13 protein-coding genes are annotated in these 16,719 nt (G+C 62.8%); 8 read left to right on the plus strand and 5 right to left on the minus strand.

The features are described from left to right. The first annotated feature begins 34 nt into the window (after positions 1 to 34). The 7 genes from NKT35_RS15325 to NKT35_RS15355 all read left to right on the plus strand — a co-directional run bounded on the left by NKT35_RS15325 (position 35) and on the right by NKT35_RS15355 (position 9,335). Positions 35 to 553 (plus strand): GNAT family N-acetyltransferase, encoded by a 519-nt coding sequence (locus NKT35_RS15325; RefSeq protein ID WP_254294499.1) that lies wholly within the window; start codon positions 35 to 37, stop codon positions 551 to 553. A 142-nt stretch (positions 554 to 695) separates the two neighbouring features. After that, a complete protein-coding gene (locus tag NKT35_RS15330) occupies positions 696 to 2,378 on the plus strand; it encodes a glutamine--tRNA ligase/YqeY domain fusion protein (RefSeq protein WP_254294505.1) in 1,683 nt (560 codons plus the stop codon). Between the two features lie 107 nt (positions 2,379 to 2,485). Next, complete coding sequence (gene ushA / locus NKT35_RS15335; protein ID WP_254294507.1) at positions 2,486 to 4,132, plus strand: bifunctional UDP-sugar hydrolase/5'-nucleotidase UshA; 1,647 nt, start codon at positions 2,486 to 2,488, stop codon at positions 4,130 to 4,132. A 234-nt stretch (positions 4,133 to 4,366) separates the two neighbouring features. Next, the gene (locus tag NKT35_RS15340; protein ID WP_254294509.1) at positions 4,367 to 5,584 is read left to right on the plus strand and encodes a 6-phosphofructokinase; all 1,218 of its coding nucleotides are present in this window, start codon (positions 4,367 to 4,369) and stop codon (positions 5,582 to 5,584) included. Positions 5,585 to 5,718: 134 nt separating this feature from the next. Continuing rightward, positions 5,719 to 7,092, plus strand: coding sequence for a cysteine--tRNA ligase (gene cysS / locus NKT35_RS15345; RefSeq protein WP_254294512.1), 1,374 nt, complete (start codon positions 5,719 to 5,721; stop codon positions 7,090 to 7,092). Between the two features lie 107 nt (positions 7,093 to 7,199). After that, a complete protein-coding gene (gene rpmE / locus NKT35_RS15350; protein WP_114062334.1) occupies positions 7,200 to 7,415 on the plus strand; it encodes a 50S ribosomal protein L31 in 216 nt (71 codons plus the stop codon). A gap of 261 nt (positions 7,416 to 7,676) precedes the next feature. Continuing rightward, entirely contained in the window at positions 7,677 to 9,335 is a 1,659-nt protein-coding gene (locus NKT35_RS15355; protein WP_254294514.1) for an ArnT family glycosyltransferase, read from the plus strand. Positions 9,336 to 9,569: 234 nt separating this feature from the next. Here the strand turns inward: NKT35_RS15355 and NKT35_RS15360 are convergent, their stop codons facing one another. Further along, complete coding sequence (locus NKT35_RS15360; RefSeq protein WP_254294516.1) at positions 9,570 to 10,457, minus strand: LysR family transcriptional regulator; 888 nt, start codon at positions 10,455 to 10,457, stop codon at positions 9,570 to 9,572. Between the two features lie 96 nt (positions 10,458 to 10,553). On the opposite strand from NKT35_RS15360, the gene NKT35_RS15365 reads away from it, so the two are divergent. Next, a complete protein-coding gene (locus tag NKT35_RS15365; protein WP_254294518.1) occupies positions 10,554 to 11,522 on the plus strand; it encodes an NAD-dependent epimerase/dehydratase family protein in 969 nt (322 codons plus the stop codon). A gap of 74 nt (positions 11,523 to 11,596) precedes the next feature. On the opposite strand, the gene NKT35_RS15370 is transcribed toward NKT35_RS15365, so the two are convergent. The 4 genes from NKT35_RS15370 to NKT35_RS15385 all read right to left on the minus strand — a co-directional run bounded on the left by NKT35_RS15370 (position 11,597) and on the right by NKT35_RS15385 (position 16,711). Continuing rightward, on the minus strand, positions 11,597 to 12,463 hold the full coding sequence (locus NKT35_RS15370) for an HDOD domain-containing protein (RefSeq protein WP_254294520.1): 867 nt from the start codon (positions 12,461 to 12,463) through the stop codon (positions 11,597 to 11,599). A 244-nt stretch (positions 12,464 to 12,707) separates the two neighbouring features. After that, positions 12,708 to 13,673 (minus strand): IS1595 family transposase, encoded by a 966-nt coding sequence (locus NKT35_RS15375; protein WP_254293992.1) that lies wholly within the window; start codon positions 13,671 to 13,673, stop codon positions 12,708 to 12,710. A 117-nt stretch (positions 13,674 to 13,790) separates the two neighbouring features. Continuing rightward, on the minus strand, positions 13,791 to 15,755 hold the full coding sequence (locus tag NKT35_RS15380) for an acetoacetate--CoA ligase (RefSeq protein ID WP_254294522.1): 1,965 nt from the start codon (positions 15,753 to 15,755) through the stop codon (positions 13,791 to 13,793). Between the two features lie 62 nt (positions 15,756 to 15,817). Next, on the minus strand, positions 15,818 to 16,711 hold the full coding sequence (locus tag NKT35_RS15385) for a hydroxymethylglutaryl-CoA lyase (protein ID WP_254294524.1): 894 nt from the start codon (positions 16,709 to 16,711) through the stop codon (positions 15,818 to 15,820). Between the last annotated feature and the right edge of the window lie 8 nt (positions 16,712 to 16,719).

Below are 16,719 nucleotides of genomic sequence, written 5' to 3' on the forward strand. Positions count from 1 at the left end.
TTCGCGGTTCCATCTCAATCAGGAGAGCGCAGCCATGTTCATCCGACGTTTATCCTCGGCCGACGCCGAGGTGTTTCAGAACTTGCGTCTGCAGGCGCTGCAGAATAGCCCCAGCGCCTTTGGCGCCTCTTATGAAGACGAGCGCCTGCTGCCGCTGTCCGAGGTCGAGGCAAGATTACTTGAGCGCCCTGGTCGCGCTGTGTTTGGCGGTTTCGATCAAGGCCGGCTTGTCGCCATGGCGGGTTTGGCGCGGGAAGGCGGCCGTAAATCGGCCCACAAGGCGTTTGTGTGGGGCGTGTATGTCGAACCCGAAATGCGCGGCCGGGGTTGGGCGCCGGCCTTGCTGCGGGAATGCTTGGCTTTCGCGCGCGCGACGCCGGGGATTTTGCTGGTGAACCTTTCCGTCAATGCCGACAATCGGCGCGCGCATGATCTTTACGCCACGATGGGCTTTCAACCCTTTGGCCGCGAGCCCGGCGCTTTGTTGATCGACGGCTGCTTGCATGACGAAATCCATATGCAGCTGCGGCTGGGCGAGCCGGCAAATGCTTGATGGCCGCGCTGGCGCAGGCCCGGTGTGGCGGGAGATTGGATAGGGTGGCGCAATGAGGCAGGCCTCTGTCACATCCCTTATCAAAACCTGGGCCAAAATCGGTTACAATGACCGATTCGCTATCCATACCCACAGCCAGAACATGAGCACGGAAAACAACGCGCCGGTTGTCAACAACTTCATCCGAACCATCATCGAACAGGACCTCGCGTCGGGCAAGCACAGCAGCATCGTCACCCGCTTTCCGCCGGAGCCTAACGGATTCGCCCACATTGGCCACGCCAAGGCCATCTGCATCAACTTCGGCCTGGCCGAGGACTACCAGGGTAAGTGCAATCTGCGCATGGACGACACCAATCCGGAGAAAGAGTCGCCGGAATACGTGCAGTCGTTCATCGACGATATCAGCTGGATGGGCTTCAAGTGGGATGGCGAAGTGCGCTTCGCGTCCGACTATTTCGACCGCCTGTACGGCTACGCGGTGGAACTGATCCAGGCCGGCAAGGCCTATGTGGACGACCTGTCCGCCGAAGAAATGCGCCAGTACCGCGGCAGCCTGACCGAGCCGGGCAAGAACAGCCCCTATCGCGATCGCAGCGTTGAAGAAAACCTCGACCTGTTCACTCGCATGAAGAATGGCGAGTTCGCGGATGGCAGCAAGACGCTGCGCCTGAAGATAGACATGGCCTCCGGCAACATCAATCTGCGCGATCCGGCCATTTACCGCATCCGCCGCGTGCATCATCACCGCACCGGCGACAAGTGGTGCATCTACCCGATGTACGACTACACCCATTGCATCTCCGACGCCATCGAGGGCATCACCCACTCGCTGTGCACGCTGGAATTCGAAGACCACCGTCCGCTGTACGACTGGGTGCTGGACAATATCAGCATCGGCTGCCATCCGCGCCAATATGAATCGTCGCGCCTGGAATTGCTGTACACGCTGACTTCCAAGCGCAAGCTGCTGGCGCTGGTGAACGAAGGCGTGGTGACCGGCTGGGACGACCCGCGCATGCCCACCATCGCCGGCATGCGCCGCCGCGGCTACAGCCCGGAAGGCATCAAGCTGTTCGCCCAGCGCATCGGCGTGTCCAAGGGCGAGAACATCATCGACATGAGCGTGCTGGAAGGCGCGGTGCGCGAGACGCTGGAAAACGAATCGCCGCGCGTGATGGCCGTGGTCAATCCGCTGAAGGTGACGCTTACCAATTACGACGCCGCCGTCACCGCCAGCCGCAGCGCGCCTTTCCATCCGCATCATCCGGAGTTCGGCGAGCGCGATGTACCCATCGCCCGCGAGATCTGGATCGAACGCGACGACTTTGCCGAAGTGCCGCCGCCGAAGTGGCAGCGCCTGACCGCCGGCGGCGAAGTGCGCCTGCGCTACTCCTACGTGATCAAGTGCGAAGAAGTGGTGAAGGACGCCAACGGCGAGGTGGTCGAGCTGAAGTGCTCCATCGACCACGACACACTGGGCAAGAACCCGGAAGGCCGCAAGGTCAAGGGCGTGATCCACTGGCTGTCGGCCGAGCACGCCATCTCGGTGGATGTGCGCTGGTACGAGCGCCTGTTCACCGAACAGCGTCCGGACGCGGTGCGCGGCGAGGACGGCGAATACGTCGACTTCCGCCAGTTCCTGAGCCCGGATTCGCTGAAGCTGGTGCCGGCCTATGTGGAGGCCTCGGTGCTGCAGGCCGCGCCGGAATCGCGCTTCCAGTTCGAGCGCCTGGGTTATTTCGTCACCGACCGCTATGAACACCAGCCTGGCGTCAAGGCCGTGTTCAACCGCACGGTAGGCTTGAAAGACAGCTGGAAATAAGCATTTGTTGTAGCGCCGATGGCGAACCTCCGGGTTCGCCATTTTTGCGTGTGGAGCGGTTTCCGCGCGCAAGCCGGCCTGGCGAGCCGGACTATAAGGAGAAAAAAATGCACATTACGCTCAAGTCCGTTTCACAGGCCCTGCTGATGGCGGGCATGCTCAGCGCCTGCGCCACCCAGCCAGGCAAGGGCGCCTATCTCAGCGACAAGACCTACAAGATCACCATCTTGCACACCAACGACCACCACGGCCGCTTCTGGCCGAACAGCGACGGCGAGTATGGCCTCGCCGCCCAGAAAACGGTGGTGGACAAGGTGCGAGCCGAGGTGAAGGCAGAAGGCGGTTATTCGCTGCTGCTGTCCGGGGGCGACGTCAACACCGGCGTGCCGGAATCCGACCTGCAAGACGCCGAGCCGGACTTCCGCGGCATGGACCGCATCGGCTACGACGCGATGGCGGTGGGCAACCACGAGTTCGACAAGCCGGTGCCGGTGCTGATGAAGCAGCGGCAGTGGATCAGCTTCCCGATGCTGTCGGCCAATATCTATCAGGATGGCCGCCGGATGTTCGATCCCTACACCATTTTCAATCTGGGCGGCGTCAAAGTGGCGGTGCTGGGCTTGACTACCGACGACACCGCCAAGATGGTGAACCCGGCGCAGATCAAGGGCATTGAGTTCAGGAGCCCGATCGCCGAGGCCGGCAAGCTGGTGCCGGAATTGCGCGACAAAGCCGACATCGTCATCGCCGCCACCCATATGGGCCATTACACCGACGGCAATCATGGCGTGAACGCTCCGGGCGACGTGGAAATGGCGCGCGCGGTCAAGGGCCTGGATCTGATCGTCGGCGGCCACAGCCAGAACCCGGTGTGCATGAAGGCTGAAAACGTCCGCGACGACGCCTATGTGCCGGGCGCGCCGTGCGCGCCGGATCGCCAGAACGGCGCCTGGATCGTGCAGGCGCACGAGTGGGGTAAATATGTCGGCCGCGCCGATTTCGAATTCAATAACGGCAAGCTCAAGCTGGTGAAATACCAGCTGATTCCGGTGAACCTGAAAAAGACGGTGAAAACCGCCGACGGCAAAACCGAGAAAGTGCCGTACACCGAGCTGATTCCGGAAGACGGCAAGCTCAGAAGCTTCCTCAAGGGCTACCAGGACCGCGGCCAGGCCGAGCTGGGCGTCAAGGTGGGCGAGCTGTCGGCCAAGCTGGAAGGCGACCGTTCGGTGGTGCGCAGCCAGCCCACCGGGCTGGGCGTGTTCGTCGGCGAGGCGATGATGGCCAAGGCCAAGGCTGACTTCGCGGTGATCAACTCCGGCGGCATCCGCGATTCCTTGCCGGCCGGCGTGTTGAGCTACAAGGATGTGCTCAAGGTCTTTCCCTTCGGCAGCACCCTGGTTTATGTGGACATGAAGGGCGACGAGGCGCTGGATTACCTCAAAGCCGCCGCCAGGATGACGCCGGGCGCCGGCGCTTTCGCCCAGTTCGCCGGTGTGAAGCTGCGCATCGAAAAAGGCGAATTGAAGGAAGCGCTGGTGGGCGGAAAGGCCATCAATCCGGCCAAGACCTACCGGGTGGCGATCAACAGCTTCATGGCGGCGGGCGGCGACGGCTACCCGAAAATGAATCAGCATCCGGGCTTCGTCAACACCGGCTTCGTCGATGCCGAAATGTTGAAGGACTACGTGGCCAAGCAGTCTCCGGTCAAAGCTGAACGCTTTGCGCCGGGCGACGCGGTGAGCCGCATGTAAGCCATGATCCAGCAAGATGGGCCGCGCGATGGCGCGGCTTTTTTGTTGATGGGAATGTATGTAGTCAAACTACTACATCGCGGCCGGTTTGCCGCCTGTCAAGGAAGCCTGATTTGGCGCAGCCTGCCTGCTTGAGCGGCTTTGGCGGGCGGTGGTATGGTGGTGGTGTTAGCAGCGTCGGCATGCTGTCGGCCTTGGCGCTGCCCGGACAGTCCACACTATCAGGTTGCGATCATGACCAAGCCAAGAGCCGTATATCTGCAATCCGGCGGACCCACCGCCGTTCTGAACGCCTCCGCCCAGGGCGCCATCGAGACGGCGCGCCGCCTCGGACTCTCTCTCTACGCCGCCTACGACGGCCTGGCCGGCCTGCTGGATGGCAGGCTGTGCGATACCGACGCGGTATCCGACACCGCCATCGCCCAGCTCGCTTTCATGCCGGGCGGCAGCTTCGGCGTCAGCCGTCGCATGATAGGCACGTATGAAGAAGCGCCGGAAGACTGGCTGCGCCTGCGCGACGTGCTGGCCAAGCACGACATCCACTATCTGCTGATCAACGGCGGCAATGGCTCCTTGGGCTGCGCCGAGCGGCTGGTCGATTTTGAAAAGCACACCGGCTACAAGCTGGGCGTGATCGGCATTCCCAAAACCATAGACAACGACCTGGTCGGCACCGACAACAGCCCCGGTTACGGCTCTTCCGCCAAGTTCCTGGCCAGCGCCATGCGCGAAGTGGGCCTGGACATGACCAGCATGGGCTGGGGCCGCGTGTTCATCATGGAAACCATGGGCCGCCACACCGGCTGGCTGGCCGCAGCCTGCGCCGCCGCCTCGCGCAATCCGCACGAAGCGCCGCACCTGTTGCTGCTGCCGGAGGTGCCGTTCGATCAAGACCGCTTCCTGGCGGCGCTGGACGCCAGCCTGGCCAAGTACGGCCAGTGCGCCATCGCCGTGGCCGAGGGCATCACCGGCAAGGACGGCCGCTTCGTGGCCGAAGCCAAGAAGTCGGAAACCTACGGCCACGAGCAATTGGGCGGGGCGGGGCACTGGCTGGCCAAGCTGATTCTGAACGAGCGCGGCATTTCCGCGCACGTGGCCCAGGTGGACTATCTGCAGCGCGCCGGCGGCCATCTGGCCTCCGCCACCGATGTGCGCCAGGCCTATGTGATGGGCGAGAAGGCGGTGGAGTGGCTGCTGGCCGGCAAGTCCGGCTTGATGGCCGGCATTCAGCGTTTGAACGACCATCCCTACTGTTGGAACGTGGCCGAGGTGCCGCTGTCCGCAGTCGGCGACAAGGAAAAACGGCTGCCGCCTGAATTCATCAGCGCCGACGGCTTCGGCGTCACCCAGGCCTTCCTCGATTATGTGAAGCCGCTGATGGAAGGCGAGCGCATCCCGCCGTTCAAGGATGGCCTGCCGGACTACCGTCCCATAGACTGGCCGCGCATCTGAGCGTGGGCCGAATGCGCTGGAATCTGAACCGCCGCCTGCCGGCGGTTTTTTCATCCAAACGCCGCTTACGACAGTTTGCTCCGCTCTGTTACAATCCTTCCCTTTCGATTGACCAACCATAGGTTTTTTTGACCATGCTGAGCCTGTACAACACCCTGACCCGCCAGAAGGAAGCGTTCAAACCCATCGAACCCGGCAAGGTGCGCATGTACGTCTGCGGCATGACCGTCTACGACCTCTGCCACATCGGCCATGCCCGCATGCTGGCCGCTTTCGATGTGATCTACCGCTGGCTGAAGACCTCCGGTTACGACGTGACCTATGTCCGCAATATCACCGACATCGAAGACAAGATCATCAACCGCGCCTTGGAGCGCGGCATCACGCCGGATCAATTGGTCGAGTCGACCATCGCCGACATGCATCAGGACGCCGCCGCGCTGGGCCTGCTGCCGCCGACGCACGAGCCGCGCGCCACCCACCACGTGGGCGGCATGATAGAACTGATCGAAAAACTGATCGCCAACGGCAAGGCCTATCCGGCCGCCAACGGCGACGTTTACTACGCGGTGCGCGAGTTTGAAGGCTACGGCAAGCTGTCCGGCCGCACCCTGGACAAGCTGCGCGCCGGCGAGCGCGTGGAAGTGGACCCGAACAAGCGCGATCCGCTGGACTTCGTGCTGTGGAAAGCCGCCAAGCCGGGCGAGCCGTCCTGGGACAGCCCGTGGGGCAAGGGCCGTCCGGGCTGGCATATCGAGTGCTCGGTGATGAGCTGCCACCATCTGGGCGAACATTTCGACATCCACGGCGGCGGCGAGGATTTGCAGTTCCCGCACCACGAGAACGAGATCGCCCAGTCCGAGGGCGCGCACGGCCACCAGTACGTCAACTACTGGCTGCACAATGGCTTCATCAATGTCGATGGCGAAAAAATGTCCAAGAGCCTGGGCAACTTCTTCACCATCCGCGATGTGCTTGAGCATTTCGATGGCGAAGTGATCCGCTTCTTCATCGTGCGCAGCCATTACCGCAGCCCGGTGAATTACACCGACAGCATCCTGAACGACGCCAAGCAAGGCCTGACCCGTCTGTACACGGCGCTGCGCGGCATCGAGTTGCCGGCATCCAATGGCATTGATTGGAACAATGCTTACGCCGCGCGCTTCAAGGCGGCGATGGACGACGACTTCGGCACGTCCGAAGCGGTGGCGGTGCTGTTCGAGCTGGCCGGCGAAGTGAACAAGAGCCGCGATGCGCAGCTGGCGCGCCTGCTGAAGGATCTGGCCGGCGTGCTGGGCCTGCTGGAGCGCGATCCGGAAGCCTTCCTCAAGGGCGGCGCGGCCGAGGGCGAATTGTCCGCCGAACAGGTGGAAGCGCTGATCCAGGCGCGCAAGGATGCCCGCGCGGCCAAGAACTGGGCCGAATCCGACCGCATCCGCGACGAACTGACGGCCAAGGGCATCGTGCTGGAAGACGGCGCCGGCGGCACCAGCTGGCGCCGCGCCTGAGGCGATTCGCCGCCCGCGCTTGTCAAGCGCGGGCAAACGGCGGATAATGCTAGGTTTCGCAAGCAGTACAGGCAAAACCCCTGTACCCGATTTGAAAGGTAAGAGAGATGAAGACCGATATTCACCCGAATTACAAAGAACTGTCTGTTACCTGCTCCTGCGGCCAACAGTTCGTAACCAAGTCCACCATGTCCAAGGACGCCTTCTCCATCGAAGTGTGCTCCAGCTGCCACCCGTTCTACACCGGCAAGCAAAAGATCGTGGACACCGCTGGTCGCGTGGACAAGTTCAACCAGAAGTTCGGCAGCTTCTTCAAGCGCTAATCGCGCCGCCGGATCTGGATTGGAAAAAGGCAGCCCTGGGCTGCCTTTTTTGTTGCCTGCGCGTCCCGCGCTTGAGCGGGGCAGGGCGCGTCAGGCGGTCTTCGCGCGCCTTATCTTCGGCCTATCGATCCATGGAGAAGGCAATCCGCCATGCGCCAGGATGCGGGACACGCTAAAATCTCAGCGACCGGCGCGCGGCAAGCGCGAAATGATCACCAACAGCTGGCTTCGGCGGGCTGTTCAGAACCGATTCCAAAAAACATGCTGACTTATTCTGCCCAATCCGGCGCGCTGGCCAAGCCGACCGAGAAGCCCTGGGTGCTGTTGCTGCTGTGTTTCATCTGGCTGTGGCCCGGCATTCTGGGGCATGACCCCTGGAAGCCGGACGAGCCCTATGTGCTGGCCGTCGCGCAAAGCATGCTGCACAGCGGCAACTGGCTGTTGCCCACGCTCAACGGCGCGCCGTATCTGGATAATCCCCCCTTGTATTACTGGCTGGCCGCGGGCTGCATCAAGCTGTTCTCCCCTTGGCTGATGCCGGCACATGACGCCGCGCGCATGGCTACCCCGATGTTGATGGCGTTGTCGCTATTGCTGGCCGGCATGGCTGGGCGCGATCTGATAGGCCGCCGCCACGGCCGCAGCGTGGTGATGATCTTGATAGGCTGCATCGGCCTAGCTGAGTCCGGCCATCAGTTGACGCCGGCGGTGGCCAGCTTCGCCGGCTTTGCGGCGGCCTTTTATTCGCTGTCCCTGACCCTGCGCTCGCCGGGATTGGCCGGCGCCTTGCTGGGCGCGGCCAGCGTGGCCATCTTCCTGGGCGGCAGCCTGGCCGATCTGATGCTGATCTGGCTGACGGCGGTGATGCTGCCGGCTTTCAGCAGCTGGCGTTGCAAGAATTATGGCCTGACCTTGCTGCTGGCCTTGCTGGTGGCGATTCCGGCCATCCTGGTCTGGCCCATGTTATTGCTGCGCGATTATCCGGCGGTATTCACCGATTGGTGGGCCAATTACTCGCTGGGACAGTCCAGCGGTTTCGGGCATTTGCGCCTGTTCCATGATTTTGGTTATTTCAGCGTCAATATCCTGTGGTTCGCTTTCCCCGCCTGGCCGCTGGCGCTGTGGACGCTGTACCGCAATCGACAGCTGGAAACGCCCAAGCTGCAATTGCCGCTGTTGTTCTGCGTGATGATCGCCGTGTTTCTGACGCTGTCCGACCGCGCCAATATCATCGACGCCATGCCTTTGCTATTGCCGTTCTCCGTGCTGGCTGCGGTGGAGCTGGATAATCTCAAGCGTGGCGCCGCGGCCTTCCTCAACTGGTTCGCCTTGATGACTTGCGGAATGTTCGGTCTGTTTGGCTGGTTGGGCTGGGCGGCGATGAACTATGGCTGGCCGAAAGGCCTGGCAGGCAGAGCGCAGTATTTCAGTCCCTTCTACCAGCCGCATGTGTCGTGGTGGCAGGCTGGCGGCGCGCTGCTGGCTACGCTTGCTTGGCTGTGGGCCTTGAGCCGTCCTCACCTGAGGGGCCGCCAAGCAGTGACGAATTGGGCCGCAGGGCTGACCTTGTTGTTGGGCTTGGCGCTGACCTTGTGGCTGCCCTGGTTCGACGCGGCCAAGAGCTATCGACCGGTGGTGGAGAGAATGCGGGCCAAGCTGCCAGCGGATGCGCGTTGCGTGGCGACGGAGAGCGATAATAAATTGGCGCTGATCAGCTGGCGCTACTATGCCGGCATCGAACTGGTATCGTTTCCGCGCGGCGAAACACCGCCTTGCGATTATTGGCTGGTGGCGCGAGACAAAGCGCAGGGCATGGCCGAGCCGGGCTGGCAGGTGTTGTGGACCGGCAATCGTCCCCGCGAAGACAATATGACTTTCGCCTTGCTGCAGCGGCTGTCCCTGCCGAAACAGGCCGAGTGAAAATAAGATGCAGCCGCCCTGGTGGAAACCAGGGCGGCTTTTTGCTATTTGGCGGCGGCGAGAGGGGGCGGCGCTCAAGCGGAGAGGGTATTGCGCCGACTCGCAGGAGCTGATTGTTCATTTCATCCTGGCTTGCGGATGGCTGTTTTCAGGATGGCCGCAAGGGCAGGGTGCCTGGATGTTGCCCCCATCGAACGACCCACGCCTTTCGCTGCGCCTGGACGGTCGGGGCGCCTATGGCTCGATGTAATGCCGCATGCCGCTGACCAAGGCATCGAACACCGCCTTGCACGCCCGGTTATGGCGCAAGTCTTCATGCATGGTGATCCAGGTATCCAGGCTCAACTCGTAATGCCCGGGCAGGATGCGCCGCAAACCATCGCGCTCCGCCAAGCTCTGCTGGCAGAAGCCAATGCCGGCGCCGGCGCGCAGCAGCGCGAGTTGAGCCAGGTCGCTGTCGCTGAGCAGGCTGAAGCCCTCGCGCGACAGGCCGGGCATCCGTTTGGCCGCTTCGCGCTGGAAGGCGCTGGCTTGATCAAAGCCGATCAGGCTATGTTGGCTGAGTTCGGCAAGCGCGGCGGGCTCGCCATATACGGCGCAATAGGCTGGCGCGGCGTACAGGCCGATGGCGACGGCGCCGACGGGGCGGGCGATCAGTTGCGCCTGCTGGGGCGGCGTCATGCGCACGGCGATGTCCGCCTCGCGCGATAGCAAGTCTTGCGAGCGATTGCTAAGCGCCAATTCTATCGTGATGGCCGGATGGCGCCGCCGTAGCTTGGCCAGAATAGCGGGCAGCACCTCCACGCCGATGACCTCGCTGGCCGTCACCCTGACTGTGCCGCTGGGTTCCTCGCCTTGGCTGGAGGCCGCGCGCTGCAGCGCCGCCGCGTGGCTGGCCATGGCTTCGGCGTGAGGCCGCAGCGCGCGGGCCGCGTCGGTAGGCAATAATCCGCCTTGCGAGCGAGTGAATAGCGGAAGGCCCAGCGCCGTCTCCAGCGCGTCGATATGGCGGCCTAGCGTGGGCTGGGTTTGCCCCAGCGCGCGCGCCGCCGCAGATAACGATCCCTCCTGCAATACGGCGAGGAGGGAACGGTAGAGCTGCCAATCTATGCTGTTTTCCATACGTAAATGTATGGAATGTATACCTGTTTAGTCAATTCCGTATTGATGGCCATCGCCATAAGATGGTCGCTCCGAAACAAATCAAGGAGCGGAATCATGACGAAGCGACAACAAGCATTGGTAGTGGGCGCGGCTGGCGGCATAGGCGGGGAGGTGGCGCGCCAGTTGCGCGACGCGGGATGGGCGGTGCGCGGCTTGGTGCGCCGTCTGGAGCAGCCTGTGCAGGAGCGCGATGGCATCGCCTGGGTCCGGGGCGACGCGATGCGGCCGGAGGATGTGGCGAAGGCGGCAGAAGGTTGCGAGGTGATCGTTCATGCGGTGAATCCCCCAGGCTACCGGCGCTGGGGGGAACTGGTCTTGCCCATGTTGGAGGCGACAATCGCCGCGGCGCAAGCGCAAGGCGCGACCATCGTGCTGCCCGGCACGGTGTACAACTACGGACAGGATGCCTTTCCCGCCATAAGGGAAGACTCGCCGCAGCGGCCGCAGACGCGCAAAGGCGCGATCCGGGTGGAAATGGAAGCTCGGCTGCGGGCCTATGCGGCAGGCGGCGGCAGGGCGCTGATTGTGCGCGCCGGCGATTTCTTCGGCCCGCGGGCGGGCAATAACTGGTTTTCACAGGGTTTGATCCAGCCTGGCAAAGCCATCCGCCGCATCCAGAATCCAGCCGCCGCCGGTGTCGGCCATCAATGGGCCTACTTGCCGGATGTAGCGCGCAATATTGTCGACTTGCTGGCCAGGCGCGAATCGCTGGAGCCGTTCGCGTCATTCCACCTGGGCGGCCATTGGGATGAGGACGGCACGCAGATGGCGCAGGCTATTCAGCGGGTTTTGCGGCGACACGGCGGCGACGCCAAGCTGGCTGCGTTTCCTTGGTGGTTGATCCGGCTGATCGCGCCATTCAATGCCACGCTGCGGGAAATGCTGGAGATGCGCTATCTGTGGCGCCAGCCGGTGCGGATGGACAATGGCAAACTTTTGGGCGTGTTGGGACGGGAGCGGCTGACGCCGCTGGATGAGGCGGTGGAGGCGACCTTGAAGGGCTTGGGCTGCCTGCCTGAGTAAGCCGAGGGGGAAGCCGGCTAGCCTGCAATGGTTGTCAGGCTTATTGAAGGCGGTCTGACTCCATCGCCGCGCCGCTAGGCTTGAGCCGGTTTTTCCTGCTCTTGCAGATGGGCCAGGAGACGGGCTTTCTGCTCATCGGAAATCGGCAGGACCGCGATCAGTTTCTCCTTGGCCACGCCTGGGATGTATTGGGCGATATTGCCGATGTCGGAGGGCAGGGCGGGGTTGTCCGGGTTTTGAGTGAGATGGCGGGCGCAGTCTATGGCGATTTGGGCGATATGCGTGCGCGGCCGGTCCACTCCGCGGATCAACTGGCTGATCATTTGCGGCAATTGCCAGGCATCGGCCAGAATCAGGGTCAATTGCCGGAAAGTGAATCCGGCGGTGTTCAGCTGTGCCAAACCGGTCCGGTTGGCGCGGCCGGATTCGAATTCTTCGATGGCCGCGGTGGGCAGTTCCGGCGCGAAATGCCACAGCAGCAGTTCTCCGGTTTCCGAAAGCAGGGTGGCCAGCGAAATCTCATCGGGGGAGGCATCCGAGCGGAGGCCGGACCAGGTGCGAGCGATATGGGATGCCAGAATGGCGGTGGCGACGGCGGCTTTGCCGCCGGGGTGGGCGATATTCACCACCGGGCTGTCGGCGATCATCGAATATAATTCATCGCTTCCCAGCTGCAGTATGGTGGCCAGCTGAGTGGTGGTTTCCCTGCCCAGATGCCGCGAGCGGCGCCGCTCGGCCTCCAGCAGCAGTTTGACGGCCAGATAGGGGTCGTCATGCACCAATTCAACCAATTCTCTTGGCGCAAACTCCGGCGCGTTCTTGCCCTGGGATTTGAGCGACTGGAAAATCTTCTTCGTCACCAGCAACACCGGCAGCTCTCTGTCTTTCAGATAAGCCGCCCACTGCTCAATTCCCCAGCTTCGTTGGTGTCGGCTCAGCATGATGATCCGCTCCAAAAATCGCCGCGCGCCGTTTTTTCGTGTCGCTATGGACGATATCGGCTTTGGTCTAACGGTTGCGGCGCGGAAGTTGGCTTGTCCCTGTTTTCATGATAATGCAATTCATCAGCCGCGGCGTTGAAAAGCTGCTGGGCATCGCGCCCAGGCTGCGCCAGCTGCGGGTGGCTTTTGCGGCAGGTTTCAGCGTGATGGCATACGAGCGATAAGCTTGCGGCCAAAGAAAAGGCTATGTCCCAATAATGTGTTGCAAGGGACGACCCACTGCCTCCTGCAAGCAGTGGCAAGGCTGCATGGTTTGCTGATAGCGCTCCAGCATCCGTCGCCACCCCAGATAGTTTTCAAGGTATTTGGTGGCAACCCCGTGGAATCGAGCCATCCAAAGCTTCAAGCGGCTATGGTAGGCATTCACATGCTGGATATGGAACGCCCCCTCGCGTACCCGCTGTCCCGTCTTGGCATGCACGACTCGATGGGTAATGCCATGCTGCCTGGCAAAGGTCGAGTACACCGCTGCGCCGTCCGAACACAGGATGGCGTCGCTATCCACCAACGGGGCTAAAGCCGCTTCCACATGAGCGCCATTGAGCTTCTTCAACTTGAAGTCCGCTATATGTCCCTCTCGGTCCTGCACCACCATGATGGGAATCTGATCCGGCCCGGTTCCCCGTGTTTGGCTGACGCCACCCCGCTGGCGCGGCGCGCGGGGGAGGCACCGCTGCCCTTTGAATGATTCCAGAATGAAGGTTTCATCTACTTCGACGATGCCTCGGGCTTGCGCCGCCAGATGGTCTGATGCGCGATGCAAGAAGCGATGCCGCCATAGGAAAGCCGTGTTCTTGCTGATGCCGCATGCACGAGCGGCTGCTCGCACGGTCAAGCCATCCTGCAGTGCTTGGGCGTAGCTCAGCCAGCGATCGGCCTTGCGCAATTTGGCTAATGGACTGCCCGACAAGGCATTGCAGGTCCGGTGGCACTGTTTGCAGCGATAACGCCGCAGGCCTCGGCTCCAGCCCCATAACGCCAACTGGTTGGCCTCGGCCTGGCAGTGTGGGCAAGCCGTCAGGTCAGGCAAGGCGTCCTGAATGGCGTCATGGTGAGTGGGATGTTTAAGCGCAGAAGACAGCAAGCTCCTCTGTTTGAGCGTGAGCTGATCCAGTTGGGCAAGAAAACGCTGAAAACTCTGGGCATCCATGGCGCGACTCCCGGTCTGCTACTGTATTCAGCATAGCTCCCAACACGGAATTGGGACATAGCCAAAGAAAAACGGGGACCGAAGTCCCCGTTGCCAGTCGATATTCTCGGTGGGCGATTATTCGCTCAACTCGCGCAGATTCTCGAACAGCTTTAGCGCCTCCGGATTGGCCAGCGCGCTGACATTGCTGACCGGCCTGCCATGGATCACATTCTTCACCGCCAGCTCGACGATCTTGCCGCTGACCGTGCGCGGGATATCCGGCACGGCGATGATGCGGGCCGGAACATGGCGCGGGCTGGCGCCGTTCTTGATCTGGGTTTTGATCTTGGCGATCAGCGCCTCATCCAGCTTCACGCCGTCGCGCAGCTTGACGAACAGCACCACGCGCTCGTCGTCTTGCCAGAGCTGTCCCACGGCCAGGCTTTCCAGCACTTCCTGGAAGGTTTCCACCTGGCGGTAGATCTCGGCGGTGCCGATGCGCACGCCGCCCGGGTTCAGCACCGCGTCGGAGCGGCCGTAGATGATCACGCCGTCGTGAGCGGTGATTTCGGCGTAGTCGCCATGGCACCAGATATTGGGGAAGCGGCCAAAATAGGCTTGGCGGTATTTCTCGCCGTCCGGGTCGTTCCAGAAGCCTATGGGCATGGATGGGAAGGGTTTGACGCAGACCAGCTCGCCTTTTTCCTCCCACAGCGGGCGGCCCAGTTCGTCGTAGATATGCACCGCCATGCCCAGGCCGCGGCATTGCAGCTCGCCGCGGTACACCGGCAGCGTGGCCGCGCCCAGCGCGAAGCAGGAGACGATGTCGGTGCCGCCGGACACCGAGGCCAGATTGATGTCGGCCTTGATGTTCTGGTACACCCAGTCATAGCTTTCCGCCACCAGCGGCGAGCCGGTGGACATCAGCGCGCGCAGATGCGGCAGCTTCCAGTCACGGGCCGGCACCACGGCGGTTTTCTTCAGGCTGTCGATGTATTTGGCCGAGGTGCCGAAGTGGGTGAAGCCATGCTCGGCGGCGTAATCCCACAGCACGCGGCCCTCGTCGGCGAAAGGCGAGCCGTCGAACAGCATCAAGGCCGCTCCGGAAGCGAGGCCCGTCACCAGCCAGTTCCACATCATCCAGCCGCAGGTGGTGAAGTAGAACAGATGGTCGCCCTGATGGACATCGCTGTGCAGCTGATGTTCTTTCAGGTGCTGCAGCAAGGTGCCGCCGGCGCCGTGGACGATGCACTTGGGCTTGCCGGTGGTGCCGCTGGAATAGAGGATGTACAGCGGATGGTTGAAGGGCAGGCGGACGTACTCCACCGCGCGCGCCTCGAAGCCGGCGATGAAGGCGCCCCAGGTCTGGGCCTTGGGCACTTCGGCGGCGAAGGCCGCGCCGTCTTCGCTCAGATAAGGCGCGACGATGATGCGCTCCACGCTGGGCAGCTGTTCCGCCAACGCAATCATCTTGGCGCGGATATCCACCGCTTTGCCGTTGTACCAGTAGCCGTCCGGGCAGAACAGGATCTTGGGCTCGGTCTGGCCGAAACGGTCCAGCGCGCCGTCCAGGCCGAAGTCCGGCGAGCCGCTGGTCCACACCGCGCCCAGGCTGCTGGCGGCCAGCATCGCCATCAGCGTGGCCGGCATATTCGGCATGAAGCCTGCCACGCGGTCGCCCGCCTGGATGCCGGCGGCGTGCATGGCCTGCTGCAGCCTCGAAACCTGCTGGTTCAGTTCGCGCCAGCTGTATTTCTGCTCGAGCTTGTCCTCGCCGCGGAACACCACCGCCAGCGTGTCGTCGTCGCGGCGCAGCAGGTTTTCGGCGAAGTTGAGCCGAGCCTCGGGGAAGAAGCGCGCGGCCAGCATGTTTTCGCCGTTTTCCAGCGCCACGCCGCCCTTGTCGCCGATGACGCCGCAATAGTCCCAAACCAGAGACCAGAACAGCGCAGGATCGGTGATGCTGGCCTGCCACAGGCTGCGGTAATCCGGCAGCGGCTTGTTCCAGGCGGTTTCCGCCAGACGGGCGAAGGCGGTGAGATGGCTGCCGGCCAGCCGCTCGGCGGACGGGCTCCAGATCGGGGTTTGGCTTGCTTGCATAGATTCTCCTGTGGCGCGGCCCTGCTATGGCTTTATTGGAGTGAGGGCCGGCCGGTGTGTGGTCAGTCCTGGCGGCCGAGTGCGTGCGCGAGCTTGGACGCGGGCGGCTTGCCCAGCGCGTCGCTGATATGCCAGGCGGCGGCCACCAGTTTAGTCAGATCGATGCCAGTGTGGTAGCCCTCGCCGGCGAGCAGATAGGCGACATCCTCGGTGGCGACATTGCCGGATGCGCCCTTGGCGTAGGGGCAGCCGCCCAAACCGGCTACCGAGGCGTCGAACACTCGCAGCCCGGCATCCAGCGAGGCGCGGATATTGGCGATGGCCATGCCGTAGGTGTCGTGGTAATGGCCGGCTAGTTGGTCGGCCGGCAATACTTTCAATACGTGATCCAGCATGGCGCGCACCGAGGCCGGCGTGCCCACGCCTATGGTGTCGCCCAGCGAAATTTCATAGCAGCCCAGCTCGGCCAGCGCCTTGGCCACATCAGCCACCTTTTGCGGCTCTATCCTGCCTTCGTAAGGGCAGCCGACCACGCAGGACACATAACCGCGCACCTTGATGCCGGCGTCCAGCGCGCGCCGCGTCACGCTTGCGAAGCGTTGCAGGCTTTCGGCGATGCTGGCGTTGATGTTCTTCTGGCTGAAGCTTTCGCTGGCGGCGCCGAATACCGCGATTTCGCGTGCGCCGGCCTCCAGCGCCGCGTCCAGCCCCTTGTCGTTGGGCACCAGCACCGGATAGGCGATGGCGCCGGCCAGGTCCAGCCCGGCCAGCACTTCGGCGCTGCCAGCCATTTGCGGCACCCACTTGGGCGAGACGAAGGCGCCGGCCTCTATCGCGCTCAAGCCGCTGGCGGCCAGGCGGCGGATCAGTTCCAGCTTGGCCGCGACGCTGACGGTCTGCTTTTCATTCTGCAGCCCGTCGCGCGGGCCGACTTCAACGATTTTGACGCTTTGCATGGCTCTGG

Origin of the sequence: Chromobacterium sp. IIBBL 290-4, assembly GCF_024207115.1 — a bacterium.
Taxonomy (GTDB): Bacteria; Pseudomonadota; Gammaproteobacteria; order Burkholderiales; family Chromobacteriaceae; genus Chromobacterium.